Annotated in this window: 12 protein-coding genes and 1 pseudogene; 5 read left to right on the plus strand and 8 right to left on the minus strand. The window is 60.7% G+C overall.

Translation table 11 applies throughout. The features are described from left to right. Window positions 1–735 precede the first annotated feature (735 nt). Complete coding sequence (locus AC1ECK_RS23290; protein WP_480323189.1) at window positions 736–1,173, plus strand: hypothetical protein; 438 nt, start codon at window positions 736–738, stop codon at window positions 1,171–1,173. 299 nt (window positions 1,174–1,472) lie between these two features. On the opposite strand, the pseudogene AC1ECK_RS23295 reads toward AC1ECK_RS23290, so the two are convergent. The 8 genes and pseudogenes from AC1ECK_RS23295 to AC1ECK_RS23330 all read right to left on the minus strand — a co-directional run. Next, window positions 1,473–1,700: pseudogene (locus tag AC1ECK_RS23295) on the minus strand (hypothetical protein); the annotation flags it as partial. Window positions 1,701–1,934: 234 nt separating this feature from the next. Beyond that, window positions 1,935–2,306 carry a hypothetical protein gene (locus AC1ECK_RS23300; protein ID WP_480323191.1) on the minus strand — a complete coding sequence of 124 codons (372 nt, stop codon included), beginning with the start codon at window positions 2,304–2,306 and terminating at the stop codon, window positions 1,935–1,937. Window positions 2,307–2,314: 8 nt separating this feature from the next. Continuing rightward, entirely contained in the window at window positions 2,315–2,911 is a 597-nt protein-coding gene (locus AC1ECK_RS23305) for a tetratricopeptide repeat protein (RefSeq protein WP_480323193.1), read from the minus strand. Between the two features lie 38 nt (window positions 2,912–2,949). Beyond that, window positions 2,950–14,178, minus strand: a complete 11,229-nt coding sequence (locus AC1ECK_RS23310) for a two-partner secretion domain-containing protein (RefSeq protein WP_480323195.1) — start codon at window positions 14,176–14,178, stop codon at window positions 2,950–2,952. Window positions 14,179–14,305: 127 nt separating this feature from the next. After that, complete coding sequence (locus tag AC1ECK_RS23315) at window positions 14,306–15,250, minus strand: peptidyl-prolyl cis-trans isomerase (protein WP_480323197.1); 945 nt, start codon at window positions 15,248–15,250, stop codon at window positions 14,306–14,308. A gap of 10 nt (window positions 15,251–15,260) precedes the next feature. Beyond that, entirely contained in the window at window positions 15,261–17,081 is a 1,821-nt protein-coding gene (locus tag AC1ECK_RS23320) for a ShlB/FhaC/HecB family hemolysin secretion/activation protein (RefSeq protein ID WP_480323199.1), read from the minus strand. Next, window positions 17,066–19,222: a two-partner secretion domain-containing protein gene (locus tag AC1ECK_RS23325; protein ID WP_480323201.1), complete on the minus strand. Its 2,157-nt coding sequence runs from the start codon at window positions 19,220–19,222 to the stop codon at window positions 17,066–17,068. Before AC1ECK_RS23325 ends, AC1ECK_RS23320 begins: the two co-directional genes overlap by 16 nt. Before the next feature lie 293 nt (window positions 19,223–19,515). Then, window positions 19,516–20,490 carry a C45 family autoproteolytic acyltransferase/hydolase gene (locus tag AC1ECK_RS23330; RefSeq protein WP_480323203.1) on the minus strand — a complete coding sequence of 325 codons (975 nt, stop codon included), beginning with the start codon at window positions 20,488–20,490 and terminating at the stop codon, window positions 19,516–19,518. Between the two features lie 230 nt (window positions 20,491–20,720). Between AC1ECK_RS23330 and fabV the strand changes: the two genes are divergently transcribed. From fabV to AC1ECK_RS23350, 4 genes are all read left to right on the plus strand, one after another. Then, window positions 20,721–21,917, plus strand: a complete 1,197-nt coding sequence (fabV, locus tag AC1ECK_RS23335) for an enoyl-ACP reductase FabV (RefSeq protein WP_480323205.1) — start codon at window positions 20,721–20,723, stop codon at window positions 21,915–21,917. Between the two features lie 413 nt (window positions 21,918–22,330). Continuing rightward, window positions 22,331–23,386 (plus strand): HoxN/HupN/NixA family nickel/cobalt transporter, encoded by a 1,056-nt coding sequence (locus AC1ECK_RS23340; protein ID WP_480323207.1) that lies wholly within the window; start codon window positions 22,331–22,333, stop codon window positions 23,384–23,386. Between the two features lie 115 nt (window positions 23,387–23,501). Beyond that, a complete protein-coding gene (gene cobF / locus AC1ECK_RS23345) occupies window positions 23,502–24,269 on the plus strand; it encodes a precorrin-6A synthase (deacetylating) (protein ID WP_480323209.1) in 768 nt (255 codons plus the stop codon). A 193-nt stretch (window positions 24,270–24,462) separates the two neighbouring features. Next, window positions 24,463–25,266 (plus strand): hypothetical protein, encoded by an 804-nt coding sequence (locus AC1ECK_RS23350; RefSeq protein WP_480323211.1) that lies wholly within the window; start codon window positions 24,463–24,465, stop codon window positions 25,264–25,266. Window positions 25,267–25,316 lie beyond the last annotated feature (50 nt).

Here is a 25,316-nt window from a genome sequence, read left to right on the forward strand (position 1 = left end):
CTTTCCAAAGGCAAAATGTCAAAAGACTTCGAACGAACACCAATCGGGAACGAAGTCAGCGAAAATGAAAAAGTCGTCAATGCATGTCAAACCAAGCGCTTCAAGCATTCTCATGCACTCGTCAGCCGCGTCGCCCCCCAAAGAACGGCCCCAGCGACACCAGCCTCTCTGACTCATCGAAATACCGATCGAAATTGAAGCTGGACAATACCACCGAAAGCTCAACGTTCTTCGAAGCGAGGGCTGAGCGGCGAATGACAATCCTGAAGTCTCTCGAAACTTTCATGAATGTTACACGACACTCTGTTCAGTGGTGTCCGGACCATTCCTAGTCGCAACGGAGTGGGCCTACGAAAACCGAGCTACGGTACGGAAGTTAGGACAACAGGCGAGCGCATGAATTTCTCAAAACGAGCGGACGTGGTCGACTCATGCGAGACAGTTGCTGGAATGGGTGAGGAAGATTGGGGACTAGCGAGCGTTTAAGTGCAGACGACGAGGAGGGTGGGCTCGCGTCAATCCGTTACGAGGTATCCATGCTTGACCACTCTCGAATAATCCGACTTACCGTATATCTGTGCCCCTTCAATATTCCTGGCCCTCAATGATTCAAGTTCTTTCTCCGAGCGCCGATATCCTAGCAATGGAGAACCGAAATGACATTCCGTTGGGCTCCGGTCATTCGCAGTACGATGAAGCACAGATCATTGAAAACACTATCCACAGAAAATTAATTTGACCACCGACCACCACAAGAGAGAGACCCTGATGAGAAATATTCCCGGCATGCTCGCTATATTCGCATTGTCCGCCTCTGTCCTGTTATCGGGGTGCAACACTTTGGCCGATGCCAGGGCGGCCAAGGGCACCGGACCATCACGCGTATACGCGGCTAACCAAGATGCTGTCTGGGCCGCTCTACCGGGTGTAGTGAAGTCCGCTGGCCTGGACTACGTAGGAGACAACCATGCGGATGGATATGCGCTGGCCCAACGTGGCATGAGTGCGTTTAGCTATGGGGAGAATGTCGCCATCTTTGTAGAGGCCGGACCGCGCCCGAACAGCACCCGCGTAGAAGTGGATTCGAAGCGCGCGCTGGCTACCAACATAACGGCGAAGAATTGGGAGAGTGACATTCTCGATGCGTTGAGCGCACGCTTTCCTGCTAACTAGCAGACGCCTCAGGATGTAATCGTCCGAGATTGGCAGCGGGCCATACGACGTCGACCGGCAAAATTGAAATCTTGCCACGCGTCGATATTCTGTGGCCCGACTTCGAACTCAACGTGTTGTTCAGCGCGTCGATTTCGGCCCATGTCGCTGCTGTCGCCGGGTCTTGCCCAAGCAAGCCGTTGATTGTCCCGCCTGCCAGCATTAACGCAGTCGCAGGCGCAGCGTTGAAGGTGTTGTCGTAGCTTGTGGTCCGCGTGGTCGTTCCGTCGCTGTTATCGGTGTCGGCAACGAGAGCCCATACCAATTGTTCTAGGCGTTGACAGGTTCAGCCTAGGCATAGTCAGAGGACTCAACGAAATCACTTGCGAAGGCGCATTCACGCTCGGCGTGTAGGTGTTCGCGGTCGTGATCCCGTTAATCAGCTTCTGCCCGGTCAGCGCTACTGATGTTCCGATCACATTGCCAACGTTCTGGATGACCCCGTCCGACGTGATCGACAGATTCGGTGCGTCAATCGTCGCAGCAATCTCGATGACAAACCATCATGATCAATCGCACCAATCGAACGACAGCGCCGCGATGCGCTCCGGCGCCATAAAGCACAAACCCGGCGCTCGGCTGGGTTCGGTTCACTACTCATCGATACGATAATGCTGCGGGCGATAAAACCGGCGCAAGCCTATCCTGCCATCGAAATCCTTTTGCATTAACGCAAATTTTCAAAACCAGCAGGAGGCTGAGAGTAGACCCTCGCTAGTGCTCTAGCGATCCGTTGCCGAATACACGCTGTCCACGTAGATTTTGCCACTCTTGCCAATTCGATAGCTGACCCCTACAACCTCGCCAGCCGAGAAGGCCGTTTGGGTCGGGAAGACAACATCTTTGCCGTTGACACGTAACGTCAAGACTCGAATCAAATCGAAGCTCTTGCTGCCTTTGGAAGTAAGCGCAACGCGTTCGACGGTCGCATAACCGTGTTCGACTGTCGCGCCACGCAGTTCATGCACAGAGCACTGATACAGCACGAGGGATAAGCAAATGGCGAACGCAAAAAACGCGACGGCCACAGCAACGGGTTTCACCCACTCGCGCACATATATTCTCAGTTCCAGCCATCTGCCGTAGAAGAACACAAGTCGCCTTATTTTGTCAGTCGCTCGCTCTTCGGGTCCCGCCATTTCTGTATTCTGAACTGCGTTGCAGCTACGGCCACCATGAGAAGCCCTTTCAATTTTGTCAGCATGCTATTGCCAAGCGTTACCGTCATGGTTGCAACGGATAGTTTTCCCCAGAGGTTTCCCAAGGCAGCGGCCTGCTTATATAAAACGAGCGCCCGATCGTAGTCTTTGTCGATACCGAGGCCATATAAATACATTCGGCCCAAGTTGAAGATGGATGGGCCGTATCGCATCTCAGTACCCTGTTCGAACGTTACACGCGCCTTGACGTAATCCTTCTGCCTGAGATAGAGCGATCCCAAGTTATAGGTTGCAACCTTACTGCCAGCCTGGATTGCAGCTAAGTACCAAGACTCTGCCGCCGTGAAGTCTGGCCCACCTCTATCAGCGGGCCTGTGCGCATATATATAGCCCAATTTGACCATGCTTAGCACTGAGCCTTTCTTGGCCAAAGCAAGGAACTGCGACTCCCCTTCCGTTGGGTCCAATGCATATGCTTCGAGAGCGCTTCGCAAGCCATCGACGTCGGGTTCCCGAGCCCAATCTTCTGCGGCCACCATCAAATATCTCCTCGCGCGAAATAGGATCAAGCCATCGATTATTTCGGTTTTTGCCCAAAGGGAGTACCCCTTGGCAACGGATCAACGTCGAGTTCGTCTTTCGAACTGACCCCGAGCGACGGATCATCCGAAAAGGGACTCTTCGAAACCTCGAATGCATTGTCGGAACCCGACTGAACGCCCATGAAGCAGAGGATACAGAACGCAAGGTTGGACACCCAATGCTTCGTTCCATTATTCAACGCCTCGTTTTCAGCTGCCGTGGCCGCTGCCGTTGCATTCTGACCTAACGCAGCAGCAGCCCCGCCACCGGCCAGCATCGCGATCGCTGCCGCGACGGCGGTTTGCTCCGTGGTCAACGGGTCGTGGTTCGGATCCATCGCCCCCAGCGTCAGCGGCGTCACCAGCGCACTGGCAGCCCCGCCAATCGCCCCACTGGCGCACCCCGTCCCTTCAGCCGCACTCGCGGCACAGCCGAGAATCGCGTGACTCGCCACACTCGCCGCGTAGTTCGGATCGGTGCCCGTCGGCCCGAACTCGTTACCGATCGCATATGCAGCCGCCGCCGCGACGTCAGAGACCGCATCATTCTTCAGAGCATTCAGGAAACTGCCGCCTTCGATCGCAGTCTGCACCCCCGCCTGGATCGTCGCGTCAGCACCGAATGCGAGCGCCTCCGCCGGCAGATTCGATGCAATTGGAACCCCTGCCTGCGGGACCAGATTACTACCGATATTCTGGACACCTGCCAGGCTGGCCAGTGATGGGTCCGCTACGGTCGTCGCACCCGTCGTGAATCCGATGCCATTAGTCGCGTTGAACGTGATGCCGTTGGTCAAACCCGCCGTCAGCGCAGACACCAGCCCGGACTCGCCAACATCGCCCCAGTTGATCGAACCTGTGCCAATCACCTGGCTCGTCATGCTGCCTACCATACCCGCAATACCCGCGGACAGCACGATATTTCCAAGACCCGCGCTGGCTCCTGCTGTGGCCGCCATAAAAGTGCCACCCGTTTCCGCCGCCGCAGTGGCCATTGCTGTCGAGCCCTCAGCGGCTGCCCCGATCGCAGCATCGCCGGCCGCCTGCGTCGCACCGGCGGCTAACCCAATCGTCTCGCTCGCTGCACCATAGGTAACGACGGTTGCCACGACTGCCGCTACCAAGGCAACCAGTTGCGTGATGCCGAACGAGCCACCCTCCTTGGTAAAACTCGTGTTCAGGTTGTTACTGACAGTACTCTGTGTGAAATCCCCGCCCAGTTGCTGCTGCAAGGCAGCCAGTACCTGCTGCGTACCCGCCTGATTCACCGTGCCGTCGCTATTGAGCTCCTGCAACGCGCCACCGACCTGATTCAACGTCTGCACGTTCAGGTCCATGTTCGCCGCGCTCATGAAGCCGCCGGGCTGCACTTCCGTACCGGTCGTATTGGTATATCCGCCCTTTACCGAGTTCCAGATACTGCCAACGTTGACCTGGTTCGCCTCATTCGTCAGCGTCCCTGTGTCCACGGTTAGCGTGCCACCCGAGGTAATCGTCCCCGTATTCGTCACGCTGCCGCCATTCGCTGCATTACCGAAATTCAGCGTCAGGCTGTTGCTCGCCTCGATGTTGCCCCCCGCCGACAACGCACTTGAGTTCTGTGGCAGGTATATCTGCGGCATCAGCGCGGTAATTGTCGGACACGTGGCAATACCGGTACCCGAGCAACTCGGATCAGGCACCGTCTGCTCGACATACCAGAGCATCGGTTCGGTAAGTGCGTTGATCTGAGTCTGCGTCAGCGCAGTACCAAGCTGTATGTTGTTCTGCTCTGCATAGACAACTGCGTTCCCATACAGATCCTGTTTTTCCTGATCGGTTACCGAAGCACCTGTCGTACTGTTATATGAAAGTCCTGTTATGAAACTCGCCTGACCCGTTTGCTGCAACGCAGCTTGCTGCAGAACCAAGTCCTCTTCCTGCGGGTTGTAATAAAAGAGCGTCGAGCTCGGCTGCAGACTCGCGGGCAATGCATTCAGCAAGTTTTGCGGCCCGAGTTCCGAAGCGCTCGCCGTAGAACTGATTGACTGGTCGACATACGACGCGATGCCCGCGACCGCCGTTGGAAGCGGCTCTCCCACCGATCGTGGCACCGATACACTCAGCCCTGGCATGTTCACCGGGCTCAATGAAATCACCTGGGACGGCGCGTTAACAACCGGTGTGTAGGTATTCGCCGTGGTGATACCGTTGATGAGTTTCTGCCCTGTCAACGTAACTGACGTCCCAATCACATTGCCGACGTTCTGGATCTGCCCACCGGACGAGATCGACAGATTCGGCGCCTGGATCGTCGCGGCAATATTCCCCACCGGCGTCGGAGGATCGATTGTTCCACCCACGCTCGTATACGCGCTACCGTAAAGCGCCGTGCATTCTGCGACCGACCCGCAGGCCCATGTGTTGTGATGGATGTCGCTGCTGAACATCCCGGTTTCCTGAACCCACTCGGAATGCCAGTACGCGTTGAGCGTCTGCGCTTCGTTCACAACCGGCCCGCTGACCGCAATGGTCGCGCTGGTGCCGGCCGATATCAGGCTACCGATGTTCGTAAGACTGCCCGCGCTGATCTGCAGATTGTTACCCGCGCTTATCACTGAAGAGTTGCCGGATTGCTGATCCACATACGCCTGGCAATAGCCTTGCTTGTAGCCACCCGCGGTCATGCAGCCGGTATATTGCTGCTTACTCCCATAGTTCTGCAGCACCGGCACCGGAGGTGGCAGGTTGTTAGTGATCGCGCCAGAGACATCAAGCGTAATGTTGTTGCCGGCAACGATATTTCCTGATGTGTTGTTCAGGCTCTGGGCCGGGGTCGTCGAGGAAGCTGTCGTACCAACCCCGCCAATAACGATGTCGTGTCCAGCCAGCAAATTGCCGAACGTGTTGTTGATCTGTCCAGCGGCAATTACAAGGTCGTTGCCGGCGTAGATAGTCGCGCTCTGCGTTTCGTAGCTGAAGCTATTGGAAGTTGGGCCGTTTCCACTCCCCGTTCCGGAGGCGCATCCGCCGCTCGAGCAGCCAGGCGAACTTGATGTTGTGCTGATCTGCTGGCCGACATTCTGAAACGACTGGGTCGCCTGAGCGTTGAAGTTCTGACCGGCATACAGATCGCCGTTATTTACGAGGTTTCCGCCGGAGAGGTTCAGATCACGCCCCGCCACAATCAGCCCCTGCTGGCCAAAGGTGGTCGTTGTGGTTGTGCTACTTGCTGGAACCGTAGCTGTTGAATTGAAGGTAACTGTTGACTCGTTCCCTACGTAGCCGCCTGGTTCCCACGGAATCGGTGCGTTATACAGACCGGCCACGCCTAGTGCGTCCAGTTCCGCCATGAACGCGTTAAGTTGTGTCTGATCGACGGTGTCTACGACCTGCGCGGTGACGTTGCCCAACGAGCCGTTGTTAAGGGACTGCAGGTTCAGATTGACATCGAGACCTGCGGAAATCGTGCCGGCCTCATTTGACAACGAACCCGCTGTCAGATTGATTGACCCTCCAGCCATGATGACGCCGGGCGTTCCCACGCCGGGAGCAGTGATGGTCCGATCGATGCCAGGTAGAGCGATTGTCTCGCTCACAGCCCCGACTGACTGCAACGAACTGCCAATCTGCGTCGACGGTGTCAGTTGAACACCGTACTCTCCCGTAAGAGAGGAATTCAGCGCGACATCGAGAACCCCGTTAGTGAGGTCCGGGCCCAATAGGGCAAGTGTCGCCGTGCCCGTGCCGGTTGCGTCGTAATAGGAGCCACCGTTTCCCCCAGTGAATCCGTAGGTAGTCTCCGTGCCAACCACAATGGAACCGAACAATGCCGGATCGTCCGCCGCAGATACGAGCTGTGTGGTCGATACATTTGCGCCTTGCGTGCTGTTGTTGATAACCGCTGCCGCATTGATGTTGATATTTCCTGCGGCTGAGATAGTGCCCGCAGTATTGGTCAGAGTTCCACCCAGCGAAAACTGGATGTTTCCGTTCGTCTGCGTCGTACCGTACTGGTTATCATAGTTATTCCCGTTGACGGCGAGCGTGTTGACCGCTTCGATGTCCCCTCGATTGGTCACGTCACCGTTGATTGTGAACGTATCGCCCGCATGCAACACAGCGCCAGCCGTATTACTGACCGTCCCGTTCACAGTCACGTCATCCCCGATTACCTGGCCCGAATTCGTGAACGTACCGCCCGTGGTCAACGTGAGCGGTGCGGTGCCATTCATGGTTCCGGTATTGGTAATGCCATTCAGACCATCAATGGTCACACCCAGACCGCCGTAATTCCAGGTGCCACCGACGCTGATTGAACCCGCGGTAATCGACAATTGCCCGCCTTGGCTGATCGTCCCCTGCGACGGGTCAAGCGCCATATTTACCGCTCTTATGCTGAGGTTGTCCTGCGCCATCACCTCGCCGTTGGCATTATTGAATGAGCCGTTTCCGCCGTTGATTGTCAGCGACAGGTTTCCCGTCGTCGGACCGCCTGGTGTGGTGGGGTTTCCCGCAAAAATCAGCCCGTTCTGGTTGTTCAACGAACCGGTATTGATAGTTAGCGCGTTCAGGCCCATCAACGCACCACCAACATTGCCAAGCCCGCCACCCACGTTGACGTTCGTTGTGCCCCCGTTCACCGTGCCTGAGTTAGTAAAACTCGTCGCGTCAATCGTCGTCGTATTAGTCGACACAAGCGAACCACTCGACGTATTCGTCAAACTCGGCGCCGACACATACAGATTCCCACCCGACAAAACGTTGCTGGCGTTATAGAGCCCGTTCTGCGAAACCAGCGAAGCCGCACCAACTACATCAACGCTGCCGCCCACCAGCGACAACTGATTCGAAGCCTGCGCAGTCAGATTCCCGCCAACAATAGCGGTCCCAACCGTCACATTCGTCCCAGTCAACTGCATGTTCTGCGTCGACACAAGCGAAGCCTGGCTTGCATCCAGCGTGCCCCGTGCGGATACGGTCACATCTTTAGATCCCCCCTGCGACCCGCTCAACGTGACATTGCCGCCCGACAACGTAAACTCGCCCGCCACCGTGCTCGTGCCGGACAACGTCAGCGTCTGCCCAGCCGTCATGGTCGTATCGCCGTTCGAAGAAACCCCGGCGACGTTCACGTTGCCGTTGGTCCCCTTGACGTTCACGGTCCCCATCGACGACACCGCGCCCGTCACCGTCGCATTGTTCGCCGCCTGGATCTGCACGTTGCCGCCCGACTGCAGCGCGCCGTTGAACGCCACGCTGCCGCCCGTCGAAGTTGCCGTGACGTTACCCACCGCCGTGGTCGCGCCCAACGACATGTCGCCGGCGGAAGTCGCGGTCAGTTGCCCCGCGCCCTGAATGCCGCCAAGCGTCACGCCTGCGCCCGCCGTAATGGCGATGTCCTTGCCGAACGTCAGCGCACCGCCACCGATAACCGATCCACCCGCATTGATCGTTGCCGAACCAAGGCCATACAGCGCCCCCGTCAGCGTCGTCGTCCCGGTCGACGTCAGCGTCGTGTCACCGTTGATCAGTCCACCTGCCAGCCCCAGTGTGCCGCCAGCACTCGCGTTCAGATTGCCCACGCTCGTCAGGGTGCCGGCGACGCCCAGGTTGCCCCTCGTAGCCGTCAACGCCGTATTCGCGTTGGCGCTCAGATTGCCGCCCACCGTCAGATTCCGGCCCGCCGTCACCGTCACCGCATCGCCGCTCGTGAGGTTGCCGCCGACGTTTGCGTCGCGCGCCGCCACCACACTAGTCGCCACACCCGAAGTCAGCGCACCCTGCACGCTCACATCGCCAGTCCCATCCAGTCCCTTTGCCTGCAGCCCAACGGTGCCGCCGGCCTGCGCGGACCCCATCGACAGACTGTCACCCGCCGTCGCCGCAAGATTGCCGTTGGTCGCGACGCTGCCGCTCACGTTGATGCCGCCGCCCGCGTTGAGCGTCGCCTGCTGCCCAAAGGCAACCGAGCCGGCAGTCAGGTTGCCACCCGAGGTCAGCGTCCCCGTGTTCTGAGCAGCGATCCCGCCCGTGAGCGTCATGTCGCCGCCCGAGTTCAGCGTGGCATTGCCCGCAGCCGCGGTTTGCCCGGACACGCTCAAGGTCTGTCCGGCGCTTGCATTCAGATTGCCCTGCGTCGTCACGCTCGCGGCAGTGAGGTTGCCGCTCGTCGCCGTCATCGTGAGATCGCCAGCCGAGTTGACACCCGCAGTGGCGGCATTGCGCGCCGCCGTGATGCTCGTCGTCCCACCGCTGTTGATCGCGCCCGTGACGCTGACATCGCGTGTTGCTTGCAGCGTCGTCGTGCCGAGCGCAGTCACCGCGCCGCCGAATGTCACATCGCCCGCGCCGGCGTTGCCGTTCGCGGTCACGCTCAGATTGCCGGTGACAGCCTGTGCAGAACCCAGCCCGGCGTTATTGCCCCCCGTCACCGTGACGCTCGCGCCTTGCAGCGAGCCGGTCAGCGCAACGTTATTTGCCGCGCTCACGCTAGCTGCCTGCGCAAACGCCGCCGAGCCGCCGCCCGTGATGTCCTGCCCTGCCGTCAGCGAACCCGCGCCCTGACCCGCAACGCTGCCGGTCAACGTGATATCGCCGCCTGCCTGTGCCGTGAGGTTATCCGTAACCGCGACCTGGCCGCCAAGCTGGGTATTCCCGCCCGACGTCACATTGAGCGCACCGGTCGTCGTGGTCGTGCCAGTCAGCGTGGCGTTGCCGTTGGTGGCCGTCACGTCCAGATCGCCCACCGACTGCACGGTGCCGCTGACCGTCGCGTTGCGCTGTGCCGCGAGCGTCACGGTCGAGCCACCACCCAGCGACCCGCTGATGAGCACGTCGCGCGCCGCCGTCAACGCCACCACGCCCGGCGCCGTTGCTGCGCCCGTAACGGCTGCATCTCCGTTGCCCGCGTTGCCGTTGGCGGTCAGCGTCAGCGTCGTTGCCGAGGTGACGTTGTTCAGTGCGGCACTGTCGCCGCCCGTCGCCTGCACTGAATTGGCCTGCAGCGAACCCGTCAGCGCGATGTCTCTCTGAGCGCTAAGGACTGCCGTATTTGTGAAGGCCTGAGTACCCGGGCCGTTGATGTCCTGTCCGGCGTTGACGTAGCCGTTGCCTTGCCCCACCAACGTGCCGTTCAGCGTCGCGGTGCGCCCTGCATTGAGCGTCACGTCGCCCACGGCGCTCGTACTTGCGCCAAGAGACAGATCGAGCCCAGTCGTGATGTTCAGCACCCCGCCGCTGTTGATGCCGCCGGTCGCGTTCAGGCTGCCTTGCTGCGCATTCAGCACAGTATCGCCGTTCGATTCGAGCGCACCTGCAACATTGATGCCGTTCAGTGCCGTGACGCCGAGCGTCGTGCCGGCTGCCAGCTTGCCCCCGGTCGCTACCGTTACGTCGCCGTACGCCGCCGCGCTAATCGCACTGGCTGCGGCGGCTGCGCCGTTCACCGTCAGGTTGCCGCTGCCGCTCGTCCCCGCGGTCAAGCCGATCGTCGAGGCCGATTCGATGTTATTGACCGCGACGTCGCCCGCTGCCGAAACCTGCACGTTCTGGCCTTGAATCAAGCCGCCTTGCGAGATCGTGCCGGCCGCGTTCAGGACCGCAGATTGGGTAAACGCAATTGACCCGGCTCCGCCGATATTGCGTCCAGCCGAAATCGTGCCGTTGCCCTGGCCGTTGAGCGACCCTGTGACGTTCACATCGCGCACGCTCTGCAACGTCGTATCGAGCGCCACCGTCGTCGCGCCGCCAAGGTTGATGTCCGTGCCCGCGAAGACGTTAAGCGCACCATCGCTGTTCACCGCGCCCGTCACGCCGACCGTGCCGTACAGTGCCGTCAGGCTGGTATCGCTGGCCGATTGCAGCGAGCCGCTGATATTGATGTCCTGCCCCGAGGTCAGCGCCACCGTCGAACCGCCGGCCAGGGTGCCCGTCAGGTTGAGGTCGTTGTTCGCCGTCAGCGCAATCGTGTTGCCGGCCTGCACGTTCGCAAACGTGCCTGAGCCGCCCGCGCTGGTCTGGATCGTCGCGCCGCGCAGCGAACCCGTCAGGTCCGTATCGCCGCCGGAACTCAGGCTCGCCGCGTTACCGAATGCGAGCGCTCCCGCGCCGCTAATCGTGCCGCCCGCGTTGAGCGTGCCGTTGCCCTGGCTCACGACCGAACCGTTCATCGTAATGTTCTGCCCGGCAGTCAGCGACAGATTGCCGAGCGCAGACGTGCTGTTCGTGCCGAGGTCGATCGACTGCGCCGCGCCGATGTTGAGATCGGTACCGGACTCGATGGTGCCGGTACTGGTAAGCGACCCGGCGGTATTCGCGAGGTTCATGCTGCCGTTCGACACCACCGTACCGGCGATCGTCGTATTGCCCGCCGCGGTGACACCCATCGTCGCCGACGTGCCAAGCGTGCCAGTTGCCGCAACCACCACCGAACCCGCCGTGTTCAGGGTGCTGCCGGTCTGAGAGGTGACCGAACCGTTCACCGTAATCGCGCCACTGGTCCCGTTCGCCGTAACCGCCAGTGCCGAGTTGGCCTGGACATTGTTGAGCGTGGCGGAGTTGCCCGCATTCAGCGTGACGTTGTTGCCCTGTAACGCGCCGGGCACGTTGACGTTGTTCGCTGCCGTGACGGTGACGTCTTTCGTGAAGCCGTTACTGCCGCCGAGATTCACATCCTGGCCGGCCGTGATCGTGCCATTGCCCTGACCGGCAAGCGTGCCGCCGGTTGTCACGTCCGTGCCCGCTGCGAGCGTCATGTCGCCGACTGCGCTGGTCGCGCCGGTCAGCGAGACATTTTGTGCGGCCTGTGCGACCAGCGTACCGGCGCTGTTCACGGTGCCGGTGGAGTTCACACTGCCCGTGGCCGCCGTCAATGCAGTACTGCCGACAGACTGTACCGTCCCGGCAGAAGCCACCGTGACGCTGCCCTGTCCGGTCAGTGCAACCTGCGCACCGCCCGCCAGCGTCCCGTTCACCACCACGTCGCCCGCAGCCTGCACAGTTGTTGCGCCCACGGCCGCGGCATTGCCGTTAAATGTGACGTTGCCATTGCCCGCCGCCCCGTTCGCCGTGACGGTGAACTCGCCGCCGGCCTGCACACCGGTCAGCGTGACGCTGTTCGCCGCGCTCACTTGCAATCCGTTGGCGAGCAGCTTGCCTGCCACGTCGACGTCCTGGCCGCTCGTCAGCGTACCGTTCTGTCCGAACGCCATCGAACCGCTGCCGGTGATGTCGCCCTGGGTAGTGAACGTACCGTTGTTCTGGACGATCAATACCCCCGGAACGTCGAGGCCGCCGCTGTTGATGGTCGCATTGGTGCCCACGAGCAACGAACCCGGCACGCTGAATAAGCTCGCCGTGTTGGCGGTCAACGTCGTGCCGCTGGCAAGCGAACCGGTAACCGAGACTCCCTGCCCTGCCGAAAGCGTCACGGCGTTTTGCGCCGTGGCCTGGCCCGCGACCGTGGTGAGCTGGCCCGAGGTGAACGCCAGGTTGCCGGCGCTGTTCACGTTGGCGTTGGTCGTCAGGTTGCCGTTGGTCGCGCTCAGCGCCAGGTTGCCGGAGGTTTGCACCGCCGCATTGACATTGAGGTTGCGCTGGGCCGTTGCCTGCAGCGTGCCGCTGCTGGTCTGGCCGTTGACGTTGATATCCCGCGCAGCGCTCAAGGTGGTCGCACCGCTGACCACCGAGGTGCCGCTCAGGGTCACGTCGCCGGTGCCGTCCTTACCCTGCGCCGTCACCGACAACGCTCCGCCGCTCTGCACATCGCCCGTGGTAGCGCTCGCGCCCGCCACCAGCGTCGTGTCGCCGTTCGACTGCGTGTTCGCAACGTTGATGTTGCCGCCCGCGTTGATGGAGAGCGTGGTACCCGACTGAATCGAACCGGTCGAGGTCACGTCGCCGTTGGCGTTGATGGCGTAGCCGCCCACGCCGATATGCGTGCCCGTCATCGAGACATTGCCGCTCGAACTCACGCTCGCCTGCTGCTGGGCCGCGCTGCCTGCCAGCGAGACGTCGCCGTTCGCCGACAACGTCAGATTCCCTGCGTTCGCCGCCAGTTGCGCGTCGGTGCGCACACCCATGCCGGCGGCGGTGCCGATCACCTGAATCTGACCCGCCGTCATTGCGCCGTAGGCAGTCGCGTCGATTGCGAGGCCGTTGTTGGCATTGCCGTTCGCCGCGTTGATCGCAGCGGCGGTATTGGTGGCGCCGTTCGCGGCGGTCGTATACGTCGTGCCGGTGGCGTCCACCGTCGAAGGCGTCACGATCTGTTGCCCCGCGATCACATTGATGCGGGTGCCGGCATACAGCGGCGCATTCACGCCGATCGTCTGCGCGATCAGGTCGATCGTGCCGACCGTGCCTTCGATACCGGCGCCGGGCCCGTTGACGCCCGTATCGCCTTCGATCTGGATGTGTCCACCGGTGACGTTGTAGCCAATCGCCTGGGCGTTATTGAAACTGGTGGATGTCCCGCCGACACCGGTCAGGAACTGTGGCGTGCCCGTGGAAAGCGTCACGCCGATCGTATTGGTAAAGCCGGTCCCCTGCGTGGCAATTCCGTTCGGATTGACGATGATGACGGTCGCAGGCGCGCCGAACACTTCCAGCGGTCCGTTCAGCAAGCTGGCGTACGCGGTTCCCGTCGAGGTCACCTGGTTGACGATCACGCTCGCCGTGCGTCCGCTCAGGTTCGGGTTGGCCTGCACATTGCCGCCGGTCAGCGACGTGCCCGACATCAAGCTGTTATTCAGGATCAGGCCAACGGGATCAATGTTAAAGCTCTGATATTGATTGAGCGAGATCCCTGCCGAGTTCGGCGCGGTGATGTTGACGACCGGCACACCGCCGCCGGCACCGGTTGATTGCGTGACTTTGGGCTGGAACGAGATCGGTGCAGTGGGGTCGACAATCGGCGTCGCTTGCGCCTCTTGCATCGCAAAACGCACGCGCAGCGCCGCCAGATCGATGATCCGCTGCCACGCGTCATCGTCGAGGCGTCGGCTGCCCACCGCGAGTACGCCGGCCGCGTCGCGACTCTGCTCGAACGTGACCGAAAGCGGTCCGGCAAACAGCGTGAACGCGACCAGCGCCGACACGACGCGCTGCCACCAGCGATACGTGCACGACGGCATGCCGGCGAACCACCGCAGTCGTGACGACTGCTGGGTCCGGTCGAGCATGTCGCCTCGTACCAGGCGGCTTTGTTCGAGTTGTCGTAAAGCGGTTCGCGTAGACGCTTTCATGATGAAGCTCTCGTTTTTTCTGCGTGTTCTTGTGTTCTTGTCCTTCTCCGCCAGGCCGGTGACCGACCAGCCTGACGGCGGCAGCAGGATCACCCCGACCCGCTGCCCGCCTCATCCACCGAGGCGCTTACTGCTGGATATGCGCATTACGCACGAGGCTGGCGACAACCTGTGCTGTCGCCTTTTCGAGCGCGACCTGCTCGAGCTGCTTGCGCAACACATCCTTCGTCTGGTCGAACTGCGGAATCTGGGTCGGACGCTTCTCGTCGACACGCAAGATCCAGAACGTGTCGCCAACCTGGACCGGCTCGCTCGACACTGCTCCTGGCGGCAACTTCACCAGCGCTTCGGCCAACGGCTGCGGCCAGTTCTGCGTGTTGCCCGGCTGGATCGGTGTCTTGAACGAAATCCAGTTCTGCGCGCCGCCTTGCGCAGCGCCCGGACCCTGGCTGTACTGCTTGGCCAGTTGCGCGAAATCGGCACCCTTCTTCAACTGATCGAGAATCTTCTGGGCCGTGTCGGCATCCTTCACCGCAATCACGCTCGGCTTGTATTCGTTATCGCCAAGGGTCGAGATGATCTTGTCGTATTGCGCCTTCACGTCGGCGTCGGTTACCGTGGTTGGCTTGATCTGGTCGCGCAGGTAGGCCTGCACCACCACGGCGTTGCGCGCCTGATCGATCGCAGCCTGGACTTCGGGCCGCGTTGCGTAATGCGCCTGGTCGGCCGCCTGACGGAACAGTTCGCGGGCGATCAACTGGTTCTTGATCGACGCGCGCAAGGCCGGGGTATCGGGCGCGTTCGAAGCGCGCACCACCTGATCGACCTGGTCCTGCGTAATCGAGACGTTATTCACGCGTGCTACGACGCCCGCCGGCAACGTAGGCGCTGCGGCATTGGGCGCAGCAACGCTCGCGGCCGACGTCTTCGGCGGCGGCGTGTTGTCTGCATGTGCATGCGGTGCGAATGCCGCGCACAGGCTGACGAGCGTCACCCCTGCGGCAAACAGATGATGCAGGTTGATACGCCGGGTTGCCGGCATGCCTGTCAGGACCTTCGATTGCGTGTTCATAGCCTCTCCGTTATTCGGACCAGTTGAGTGTTGCGAGCAGCACGGTCGCCTTGCTTCCGAGCGCTGCCGGTTGAAGGAGCGCGCGGCCGACGAGGACCTCGCTGGTAATGTTCTGGCTCCTGAAGCGCCATGCGGCGCGCACGCCGACGCCGGCGCCGGCGAGCGTCGGCCAGCCGCCCTGAGCGATCAGGTGCGCCTTACCGCCATCGAGAAACGCATAGGGTTCGAGATGCGCGTCGTGCCAGCTCGGCACGTTCTGCCAGACGGCCTCGTTGCGCAGATAGAAACCGCTATCGCCGCTGACGCCGCCTTCCCTGAAGCCGCGCACCGTATCCATGCCGCCGAGGAAGATCTGATTGGTGTTGAACAGCGCCACCGGGCTGTACTGGGCGCGCAACGTTCCCTGATATCGCCAGGCCGTGCTGCCGATATGGCCAATGCCTTGTTGCACCGTGCCGGTCGCATCGAACATCGTGAACTGGCTATGGGCGTCCGTGCTGTCGATATCGGATGCGTCGTGACTCGCGGCGAGCCACGGCAAGCCCTCCGAGACGCCCACGTCCCAGGTCGCGGCGGCCGCCTGATCGTCGGCCACGTAACGGCGCAGGCCGTTGACGCCCGCGCGCAGCACAGTCAGGTTCTGCGGCGTCAGCTCGATGCCATTGACGCTGCGCTGTGTGCTCATCTTCGTCAGCGTCACGTCGACACTCAGGCGCCCCGAACTCGAACGCGTCAACACGTCGTTCCAGCCGAGAATCTGGCTAAAGGTGCGCCCGTCCAGCAACGCGGTATTGCCGATGGCCTGCTGGTATTCCGAAAGCGACGTGGTATAGCTGACAGTCTGATAACCGATCGGCACGGCCCCGGAAAACACCAGTGCATTGCTGTTCTCGCTGCCCACGTAGTTCAGTGAGAGCGACTCCTGCAGGCCGACGAGGTTGTCGGCTTCCACCCCGGCGCGATAGCGCAAGGTGCCGGTCTGCGAACTGCCGTAGTTGTCCACGCCGGCGTCGTAGTAGAAGCGGTCGCCATAATGGTTGGTGATCGCCACGATCGAATCGCCTGGCGCTTCGCCGGGAAGAATCTGGATTTCCGCCTGATTGCGCCGCAAGCGGTTGATCTGATCGACGCCCTGCTCCAGATCGGGCAGGCGCAACACGTCGCCCTGGCTGTCACCGAACGCCCATGCGGTGCCCGCATCGGTCAACAGTCCACCGCCGTGCGTCTCGAACATCCCGGCCTTCGGATCGCGCGGACGCAGCGGCTTGCCGTTCAACGTGAACGCGGCCACGTGACCGGCCACCACCTTGATCGTGAGCTTGCCCGACGACAGATTCTGCGCACCGAGATAAGCGCGCGTCGTGATGTATCCGTGAGCGATAAACGCTTCCGTGATGCGCCGCAGCAGCAGATTGATGCGGTTGCGGCCAAGCTGCTTGCCGAGAAACGGCTGCTTGATCGCATCCATCTGCCGCTTGCCCAGCACCTGGTCGCCGTCGAATTCGATGTCGGTAATGTGGAACATCGGCTCGACGTCGGGCAGCGATTCGATATCGGCGCCGGCCGGCAGGTTCGGAATCGCCGATTGCTCCGGCACCGCGATCTGCGCAGGCGTCTGCTGGATTTCATCGCGGCGCTGCTGGTCGCGCTGGTCCTGCAAGAGTCGTTGCCCCGGGTCCTGGGTTGGCCGGGGTACAGCGACGGGCGGCGGCAACCCCAGCGGTAATCCCGGCGCCGACTGGGCGCGCGCATGCGTCCCCGCGAGACCGGCGAGAGCACCGACGCCGCAGACCATCATGCGCGACAGACGGCGCCTCACAAGCCGAACCATGAGATGAACCCGATACTGTTGTGGGCACCAATCGTCACCGGCGCCTGATACGGCGCGCTGCGCGTGACGATGCCGCCGGTCGCGCTGACGCCATTGGGCCCGTTAAACGCGCCGCCCTCGATATCCCCTTCGCCGATGATCTGCACCTGACCGGACCCGGCGTTGAACAGGCCGCCCATATCCATTGCGTAGATTTGCGCCCACGAGCTGCCAAACCAGGCCTTTAGATCGTGGTCCTCATTGATGGCGCTGTAACCGAGCACACCCTGCGCGATGGTTTGGGGCGCGTTGAGCGTCAATGCGCCTTCGGCCAGCACCGTGCCCCCGGTGTTGACGATCTGCGTGCCGGCCTTCAGCGAAATGTCCGTACCCGCCTCGATATCGCCGCCATACACCTGCACGTCGCTCGACGCCGACGAGCGGCAGAAGATAAAGCACGATTCGTGAAACTGCGCCTGGCCGGTAAACACACCTTGATTGAGCAGCGAGCCACGCGCGGTAATGTTGATTGCCGCGCCGTTCGAGAGGATCGAGCCGCCAATGTTGGAGACGTTGTTGCCGGTGATGGTCACGTTGCCGGCATCCGCGGTGATATACGAAAGTGCGTTCGGATCGGTCAACTCGCCGTAGTCCACGGAAAGACCGCTGCTGTGATGCTCGAGAAACAGGAAGGTCCAGCCATGATTCGAGTAACTGGAAGCCGCGCCGTTATTGACGCCGGTGGTGTGGTCGACGATGTTGTCGACATCCCCGCCCGCTGCGATGCTCACGTTCTGGTTCGACAGGATCCGTGCGTTCTGATTGACCACGTTGCCGCCAGCGCTGATCACGACATCGCCCTTCGCGCCGAACAGCACGCCGAGCCCCGTGCCCGGCAACGACTGGTTCAGCACGTTGCCGCTCGCGTTGAGGGTGACTGCACCGAGCGACTGCGCGTCGCCGCTGGTCTGCACTTGCCCTTGAACGAGAGAACCGAGGTTGGTGATGTCCCCGGTGCTCTCGAGCACGACACCTGCCGTTGACGATCCGAGCGCCGAGCCGGTCCCGTTGCTGTCGGTCGTCAAGGTGATGCCGTTTCCGGACAGCTTGACGCCGCCGTTGGCAAGCAGGCTGCTGCCGGTCAGATTGATGGCGCCCGACGCATCGAGCGTGGCAGCACCGTTCGTGGCCGAGACCTTGGTATCGGTGAAAGCAAGCGCGTCCTGCACCTGAAGGCTCGTGTTGCCCGCTGCCGTCACGGTCGTATTCGACACCTGCACGCTGCCGTTCGAACTGAGCGTGAAATCGCCGAGCGACGCCTCCAGCGGCCCGGCACTGCGCACACCCGGGCCTTTGTCGGTCACGATGATCTCGACCCGGCCGCTGGTCAAACTGCCTGCGGCGCTGATGTCGAGCGCAAACGAGTTCGCCGTTGCCGCCGTTTGACCGGTTTGCATCGTCAACCAGTCGTTGGCGTTGTCCGACGGCGAGAGGCCCGTGTTCAGCGTGACCTCACTGCTGCCGGCGATAGCGCGGGTAACCGCCGTCGCCGAGGTGAAGGTGTTGGTCACCGGACCGTTAATCTGGATGTTCTTTGCGATCAGATCCAGATCCACCAATGCGCTGGAAAGCCCTTGCGGCCCGATGACAATGGCGCCGCCGGTCGTATTAATCACGACATTGCGCTGGAAAATCCCCGGCGCGATTTGCAGATCGTTGAAGCTCACTTGCCCCGTCGATAAGGCGACGTGCCCCGCATTGACGAAAGAGCCACCGTTGACGGTTATGCCATTTGGATTCGCGAGTATCACGTTGGCTCGCGACCCCGCCACCGCGATTTGCCCCTCTATTAAACTCGGATTGGTGCTGGTGACCTGGTTGACGATTGTCCGGGCATTAATACCGACGTTATTCAGCGTGGCGCCGGCCGACGAGACGTTAAATGCACTATAGGTATTCTGCGATACGCCCGAAAACGCGGGCGCGATATTGACCGTTTGCTGGCCGTTAGCGCCGGTCACCACAGACGTGGCCGTACCGCCATCCGGGACAATGCCGGCGGCGAACCCAGCGCTTGAAGATAAAGCACTCGCAAACAAAAGAATTCGAACCGCGCATACGCACTCGCTGCGTGCACGCCGGAACGACCACCGGCTTGGCATTGTATTTACTCCGCTGCTTCGTTGATCGCAGCGACCCCGAAAGTTATTTATCTTTGACGCGCACAGATTCCATTCACGCGTTTCATCTGAGGAATGTCGGCACGCCTGAAGATATCTTTAGGAATTTGTTGTAAGTTTTTTCTTTCTTTTGTTTTACTTTATATTTCTAGATACTTTCTATTGAGGTATTGTATTTACTTGTTTCTCTGAAATATAACTAACCTGTTTATATCGTCGGCGCGCAAACGATTGCGCGCGATGAACTTCGAGATCATGCGCAACGAATAAGTGGGCTATTCCTCAAGATCGCCGAAGTCATGCGGATAGTCTCCGGGAGCGAACTGGTCAAATCGTTGGCACCAGGTCTTACCGGGCCAGAGATAGTCCACCCGACCCTCAGCAGGTCGATAAACCGCCGTGTAAGCAGTGGTGAAACCCACACGCCGTGAATAAAGCGGTGGTTCGAGAAAACACGCTGTTAACTCATCCAGTGTCATGGCCGGCTCGTCCAAAGCCGTCAGCAAACACCTCAGCCTCTCGGCGCTGCTACTGCCAGCCCCCGGCTCGGGCGATACCTCTTGATGGTTCGTGCAGGCCGGCAATCGCGACACAGCGGGCGCGCGCTCCGGACCGAGGAACAAGGTCGCGTATGCTCCCGTGCGGTCCAGCAGTGTCACGTTCTGCGAAAGGGCAATCGGGATGCGACTGAGCGCTGCGGCTGCCTCGTCCACGCAACTACACGTTTCGAGCACATAGCGCAGCATCAGAATCACAGAGAACCCCAGTCCCTGCGAGCGCCCGCCTCCCGCAGTGAGACTGGCAACCAGCCCGTCCTCATTCATGCCGTCAAGACAACCGCCCCACGGGCGCTGCGCTTTCGCGATCACGCGCCGCCCCGACCACGCGGTCAGTTCAAAGCGATCGGTGATCGAGTCGAGCGGGAAGTCCATGTTACGGATCAACGCAGGGCCACCCTCGCCGAGCCAGACGGCCTGACTGCAGCCCATCACGTCCGGCGCGGGACGATAGTGGCTTAGTACGCTGTGAGCAAGTTCATCGTCGCCCACCAAGGCACAGACGCGGTCGTAGTGCGGCAACAGTTCGGGCATGTGACGCGACAATGCCGCTCGACATTCAGAAGCGCTCGGCGGTGTGGTCCTGTCACTGCCCCTGTACCAGCGTTCAGCGTCCTCACGACCGGCGTGAAAACGTGCCAGCCAGGCATCGCCGGGGCGATCCTCCTGCGCCACAACGAAGCGCTTTTGCATGAAGCATGCTCCTGATCGATAACGGCAAACGGGTCAATACGTGTTGCACCAATAGCTTGACCTCGGCTTGGCGCCCTTGGTCCATGCCCGGTGTAGCGGCTTAGAGTGCGCTCGCGTCACCCCGTCCACCCTTCCCGCCCTGCAAGCTTCCGGACAGTAGCCGCGTTTACAATACCCGGATTCCCCAGCTTCCCCTGAACCGTCTCGACACCTCCCATCTAGAGCTCTTCATGATCATCAAACCCCGCGTGCGCGGCTTTATCTGCGTGACTACCCATCCCGACGGCTGCGAAGCCAACGTCAGGGAGCAAATCGACTACGTCACCGCCAGCGGGCCTATCGCCAACGGTCCGAAGCGTGTACTCGTGATCGGTGCGTCCACCGGCTATGGGCTGGCCGCCCGCATCACCGCCGCATTCGGTTGCGGCGCCGATACGCTCGGCGTGTTTTTCGAGCGTGCCGGCAGCGATAGCAAACCCGGCACCGCAGGCTGGTACAACACCGCCGCTTTCGAAAAACTCGCCACAGCCAAGGGCCTGTACGCGAAGGGCATCAACGGTGACGCTTTTTCCGACGCGGTAAAGCAGCAAACCATCGATATCATCAAGCGCGATCTGGGCCAGGTGGATCTGGTCGTCTATAGCCTTGCATCGCCACGACGCACGCATCCTCGCACGGGCGAAGTGTTCAACTCGACGCTCAAGCCCATCGGCAAGGCCGTCACGCTGCGCGGTATCGATACCGACAAGGAAATCGTCCGGGAAACCGTTCTCGAACCCGCGACGCAAGCCGAAATCGACAACACAGTAGCGGTGATGGGCGGCGAAGACTGGCAGATGTGGATCGACGCACTGCAGGACGCGAACGTTCTGGCCGATGGCGCGAAGACGACCGCCTTCACCTATCTCGGCGAAAAGATCACCCACGACATCTACTGGAACGGCTCGATCGGCGCCGCGAAGAAGGATCTCGACCAGAAGGTGCTCGGCATTCGCGAGAAGCTGGCCCGGACCGGTGGCGATGCGCGCGTCTCGGTGCTGAAAGCGGTCGTCACCCAGGCAAGCTCAGCCATCCCGATGATGCCGCTGTACCTGTCGCTGTTGTTCAAGGTCATGAAGGAAAAGGGCACGCACGAAGGCTGCATCGAACAGGTCTACGGACTCTACAAGGACAGCCTGTACGGCACGGCGCCGCACCTCGACGAGGAAGGCCGTCTGCGGGCCGATTACAAGGAGCTCGACCCCGAGGTGCAAAGCGAGGTGCAACAGCTCTGGAATCAGGTCACCAGCGACAACCTCTACGCATTGAGCGACTTTGCCGGTTACAAGACGGAATTCTTGCGCCTCTTCGGCTTCGAGATCGACGGCGTGGATTACGATGCCGACGTCAATCCGGATGTGGCGATTCCAAACGTCGTCCAGGTTTAAGCATCGGCAGGACATGCGCTCGTCAAAGACGGGCGCGCTCGAATATCACTGTTCGGCGGTGCCGTCGTCGGCACCGAGTCGAAATCGCGCGGGCATCCCCACGAGGCGATCACCGCGCATTGCAATAGCTCACGCTATAGCTCTCCTCCCCCATAGTCCCTAAGGACAGCGGAACGCAGATCGTCCGCCACCGCCCCGCCAGAAATTCGACACAATCGACACAACGCTAGCCCCGGTGTATAAGCGCTGCTGGCATTGCCAACTTAGGGCGAACAGAGAAGCCGGTGAGAATCCGTCGCGGTCGCGCCACTGTATCCAGTTTGTAAGCTTTGCGGCTTCCAGACCGGGAGTCAGACCTCTATTCGTCTTCGTTTCCACTTCACACGGGACGCGTAATCCCAAGGAACAGTCTGATGATTTCCCAACTCGTACAGGTATTTAGCGACTCGAGCACCAAGATCCGTAGCAAGCTCTTCGGCATCTACGGCGTGCTGATTGCAATCAATGTGATTGCCTGGATCTGGGCCGTGGTGGCATTTCGCGATCACTCCGTCCTGCTCGGGACTGCCATGCTGGCCTATGGTTTCGGCCTGCGTCACGCGGTGGACGCCGATCACATCGCCGCGATCGACAATGTCACCCGCAAGCTGATGCAGGAACAGAAGCGCCCCGTAACGGTCGGTTTCTTCTTCTCGCTCGGGCATTCCACCGTCGTCGTGCTGGCATCGGTAGTGATCGCCATTACGGCCTCCGCCATGCAGTCGCGCTTCGATCACTATAAGGTGATCGGCGGCGTCATCGGCACGCTGGTCTCTGCACTCTTCCTGTTTGCGATCGCGCTGATGAACCTGATCATCCTCAGGTCGATTTATCAGGCGTGGCGCAATATCCGCAATGGCGGCGTCTATGTGGACGATGATTTCGATCTGCTGCTCGCCGACCGCGGCTTCCTCGCCCGCATCTTCCGCCCGCTGTTCCGCGTCGTCACCCAAAGCTGGCACATGTACCCGCTCGGGTTTCTGTTCGGTCTGGGATTCGATACAGCAACTGAAATCGGCTTGCTCGGCATCGCGGCAACCCAGGCGTCGCGCGGACTCTCACCGTGGGCCATCATGGTGTTCCCGGTGTTGTTCAGCGCTGGCATGTCTCTGATCGACACGCTGGACGGCCACCTGATGCTCGGCGCCTATGGCTGGGCGTACCTTAAGCCGATCCGCAAGATTTACTACAACATGACCATTACGCTGGTCTCGGTGCTCGTGGCGGTGGCGATTGGCGGCATCGAAGCGCTTGGCTTGCTCGCCGACAAACTGAAGCTGCAAGGTCCGGTATGGGACGCGATCGGCACGCTCAACGACAATTTCGGCACCCTCGGCTACATCATCATCGGCATCTTCGTGGTGAGTTGGATCGTCTCGGTGCTGATCTATCGCGTCAAGCGCTTTGACGAGATGGAAGTCAGCCGCTAAAGCGCTCTCGGCTCCGCTTTAGTAAACTTCTGCCCGGGCGGCCGCCGCGCATAGTCGAGCGCAAGCAGCCGCCCGTCATCCTTTTATACGAGTCCACTCTGCCGGAGTCCGTGCGATGAAAAAAATTCTGATTATCGGTATCGGCGCCGGAAACCCCGATTACATGACGGTTCAGGCGATCAACGCGCTCAACCAGGCCGACGTGTTCTTTGTCATGGACAAAGGCGTCGCCAAAGAAAAACTGGTCGCCCTGCGCAAGGAGATCATCGAGCGTTTTATCACGCACCACGACTATCGCATCGTGGAGACGACAAGTCCCGAGCGCCGGCGTGACGATGGCGACTACCGGTCCGCGGTGGACGACCTGAACCGCGACAAGCAGGCGATCTTCGAGAGTCTGATTGCCGATGAACTGCGCGACGGCGAGTGCGGCGCGTTTCTCGTGTGGGGCGATCCGTCTCTGTACGACAGCACGATCCGCATCCTGGAGGCCATTGCACAAGGCGGCAACGTCGGGTTCACTTATGACGTCATTCCGGGCATCAGTAGTGTCCAGGCGTTGGCCGCCCGGCACAAGGTTCCGCTCAATCTGATCGGGCGCCCGGTCGAGATCACCAATGGCCGCGGCATCGCGGATGGTTTTCCGAGTAACGTCGACAGCGTCGTCGTCATGCTCGACTCGCAAAACACCTTCCGCAAACTCGCCGATGAGGATCTGGATATCTACTGGGGTGCCTACGTCGGCACGCCCGACGAGATTCTGATCTCAGGAAAATTGCGCGACGTCATGGACGAGATAGAGCGCGTTCGGGCGGAAGCACGCCGCACCCATGGCTGGATCATGGACACCTATCTGTTGCGCAAACCCGATAACGAAGTCTGAGACTGCACGGCACCTCATTTTGTAAATTAAGCCAATTTATGTGTATCTGAATCGTGCTTAATCAGATTTACCATTCACTCCGGCGCGGACAAACTGCATCTGTCGGCGGTTCAAACCGCCCGCCAATCTGCCCGAAGTCCTCCGCGCCGACCGGCTCGTGAGCGGGTGGCGCGTCAACCTTAACGGAGTGAACATGAAAACGCTGGCAATCCTGAATAAATTGCGGCTAAGCGATTTGATCCAGCCACGGATCATCGCGGTACTGGCTTTACTGCTGAGCGCAGTGATCGGCGCGCCGCAAGCGGTGTTTGCACAGGCCGGTCGCTTCGCACAAGCGAGCTATGATGGCACGGTTGGCGACGCGAAAGTCGGTATGACACTGGCGCTGGATGGCAACACGGTCACGCGGGCGCATTATTTCTACTACCGGCATCTGAAAGACATCACGCTCAACGGCACGCAATCGGGCAGCAACCTGACCTTGAAGGAGGCAAACGGCACCTTCAATCTGCACTTCGTAGGGAATGGATCGAACGGCAACGCACCGCTTGATTTCCCCAACAGCGTCGGTCTCGAAGGCACGTGGACCGATGGCAGCAAAACGTTGCCGGTGAAGCTAAGCGGCGGAGGCGACCGGTCGTCCACCGAACTTCCGGCTGGTCCGCAATACGGTGCAATTACCAGCGAAACGGATCAAGCCTTCGAGGCGCGGGCCCAAGGGTTCTACTTTGCCGCACTAAAAGGCGACGCCAAGACGGCGGCCCGTTATGTCGACTACCCGTTGCGGGTGAACTGGACGCCCACGCACCACGAACTGATCAAGTCGCCGAAGCAGCTTGTCGATAACTGGAATCGCATCTTCACGCCCAAATACATCGCTGCTCTGCGCGACGCCGCGCCGCACGATATGCCGGTCATGAAAAGCGAATACGCGATGCTCGGAGCGGGACTCGCTTATTTCAGCGACAAAGGCGTCGAAGTACTGAACGTGCCTTGATGGTGTCATTGCGTGCGATCAGCTCGCCGCTCATGCGATTTCACGGAATC

The sequence above is a fragment of the Paraburkholderia sp. SSBN10T genome (genome assembly GCF_056619545.1).

Excerpts from the sequence above, each read along its gene's own strand:
- AC1ECK_RS23305 (WP_480323193.1), bottom strand. The coding sequence starts at position 2,911 with ATGGTGGCCGCAGAAGATTGGGCTCGGGAACCCGACGTCGATGGCTTG.
- AC1ECK_RS23340 (WP_480323207.1), top strand. The coding sequence starts at position 22,331 with ATGATTTCCCAACTCGTACAGGTATTTAGCGACTCGAGCACCAAGATC.
- AC1ECK_RS23310 (WP_480323195.1), bottom strand. The coding sequence starts at position 14,178 with ATGAAAGCGTCTACGCGAACCGCTTTACGACAACTCGAACAAAGCCGC.
- AC1ECK_RS23350 (WP_480323211.1), top strand. The coding sequence starts at position 24,463 with ATGAAAACGCTGGCAATCCTGAATAAATTGCGGCTAAGCGATTTGATC.
- cobF (WP_480323209.1), top strand. The coding sequence starts at position 23,502 with ATGAAAAAAATTCTGATTATCGGTATCGGCGCCGGAAACCCCGATTAC.
- fabV (WP_480323205.1), top strand. The coding sequence starts at position 20,721 with ATGATCATCAAACCCCGCGTGCGCGGCTTTATCTGCGTGACTACCCAT.
- AC1ECK_RS23325 (WP_480323201.1), bottom strand. The coding sequence starts at position 19,222 with ATGCCAAGCCGGTGGTCGTTCCGGCGTGCACGCAGCGAGTGCGTATGC.
- AC1ECK_RS23330 (WP_480323203.1), bottom strand. The coding sequence starts at position 20,490 with ATGCAAAAGCGCTTCGTTGTGGCGCAGGAGGATCGCCCCGGCGATGCC.
- AC1ECK_RS23315 (WP_480323197.1), bottom strand. The coding sequence starts at position 15,250 with ATGAACACGCAATCGAAGGTCCTGACAGGCATGCCGGCAACCCGGCGT.
- AC1ECK_RS23320 (WP_480323199.1), bottom strand. The coding sequence starts at position 17,081 with ATGGTTCGGCTTGTGAGGCGCCGTCTGTCGCGCATGATGGTCTGCGGC.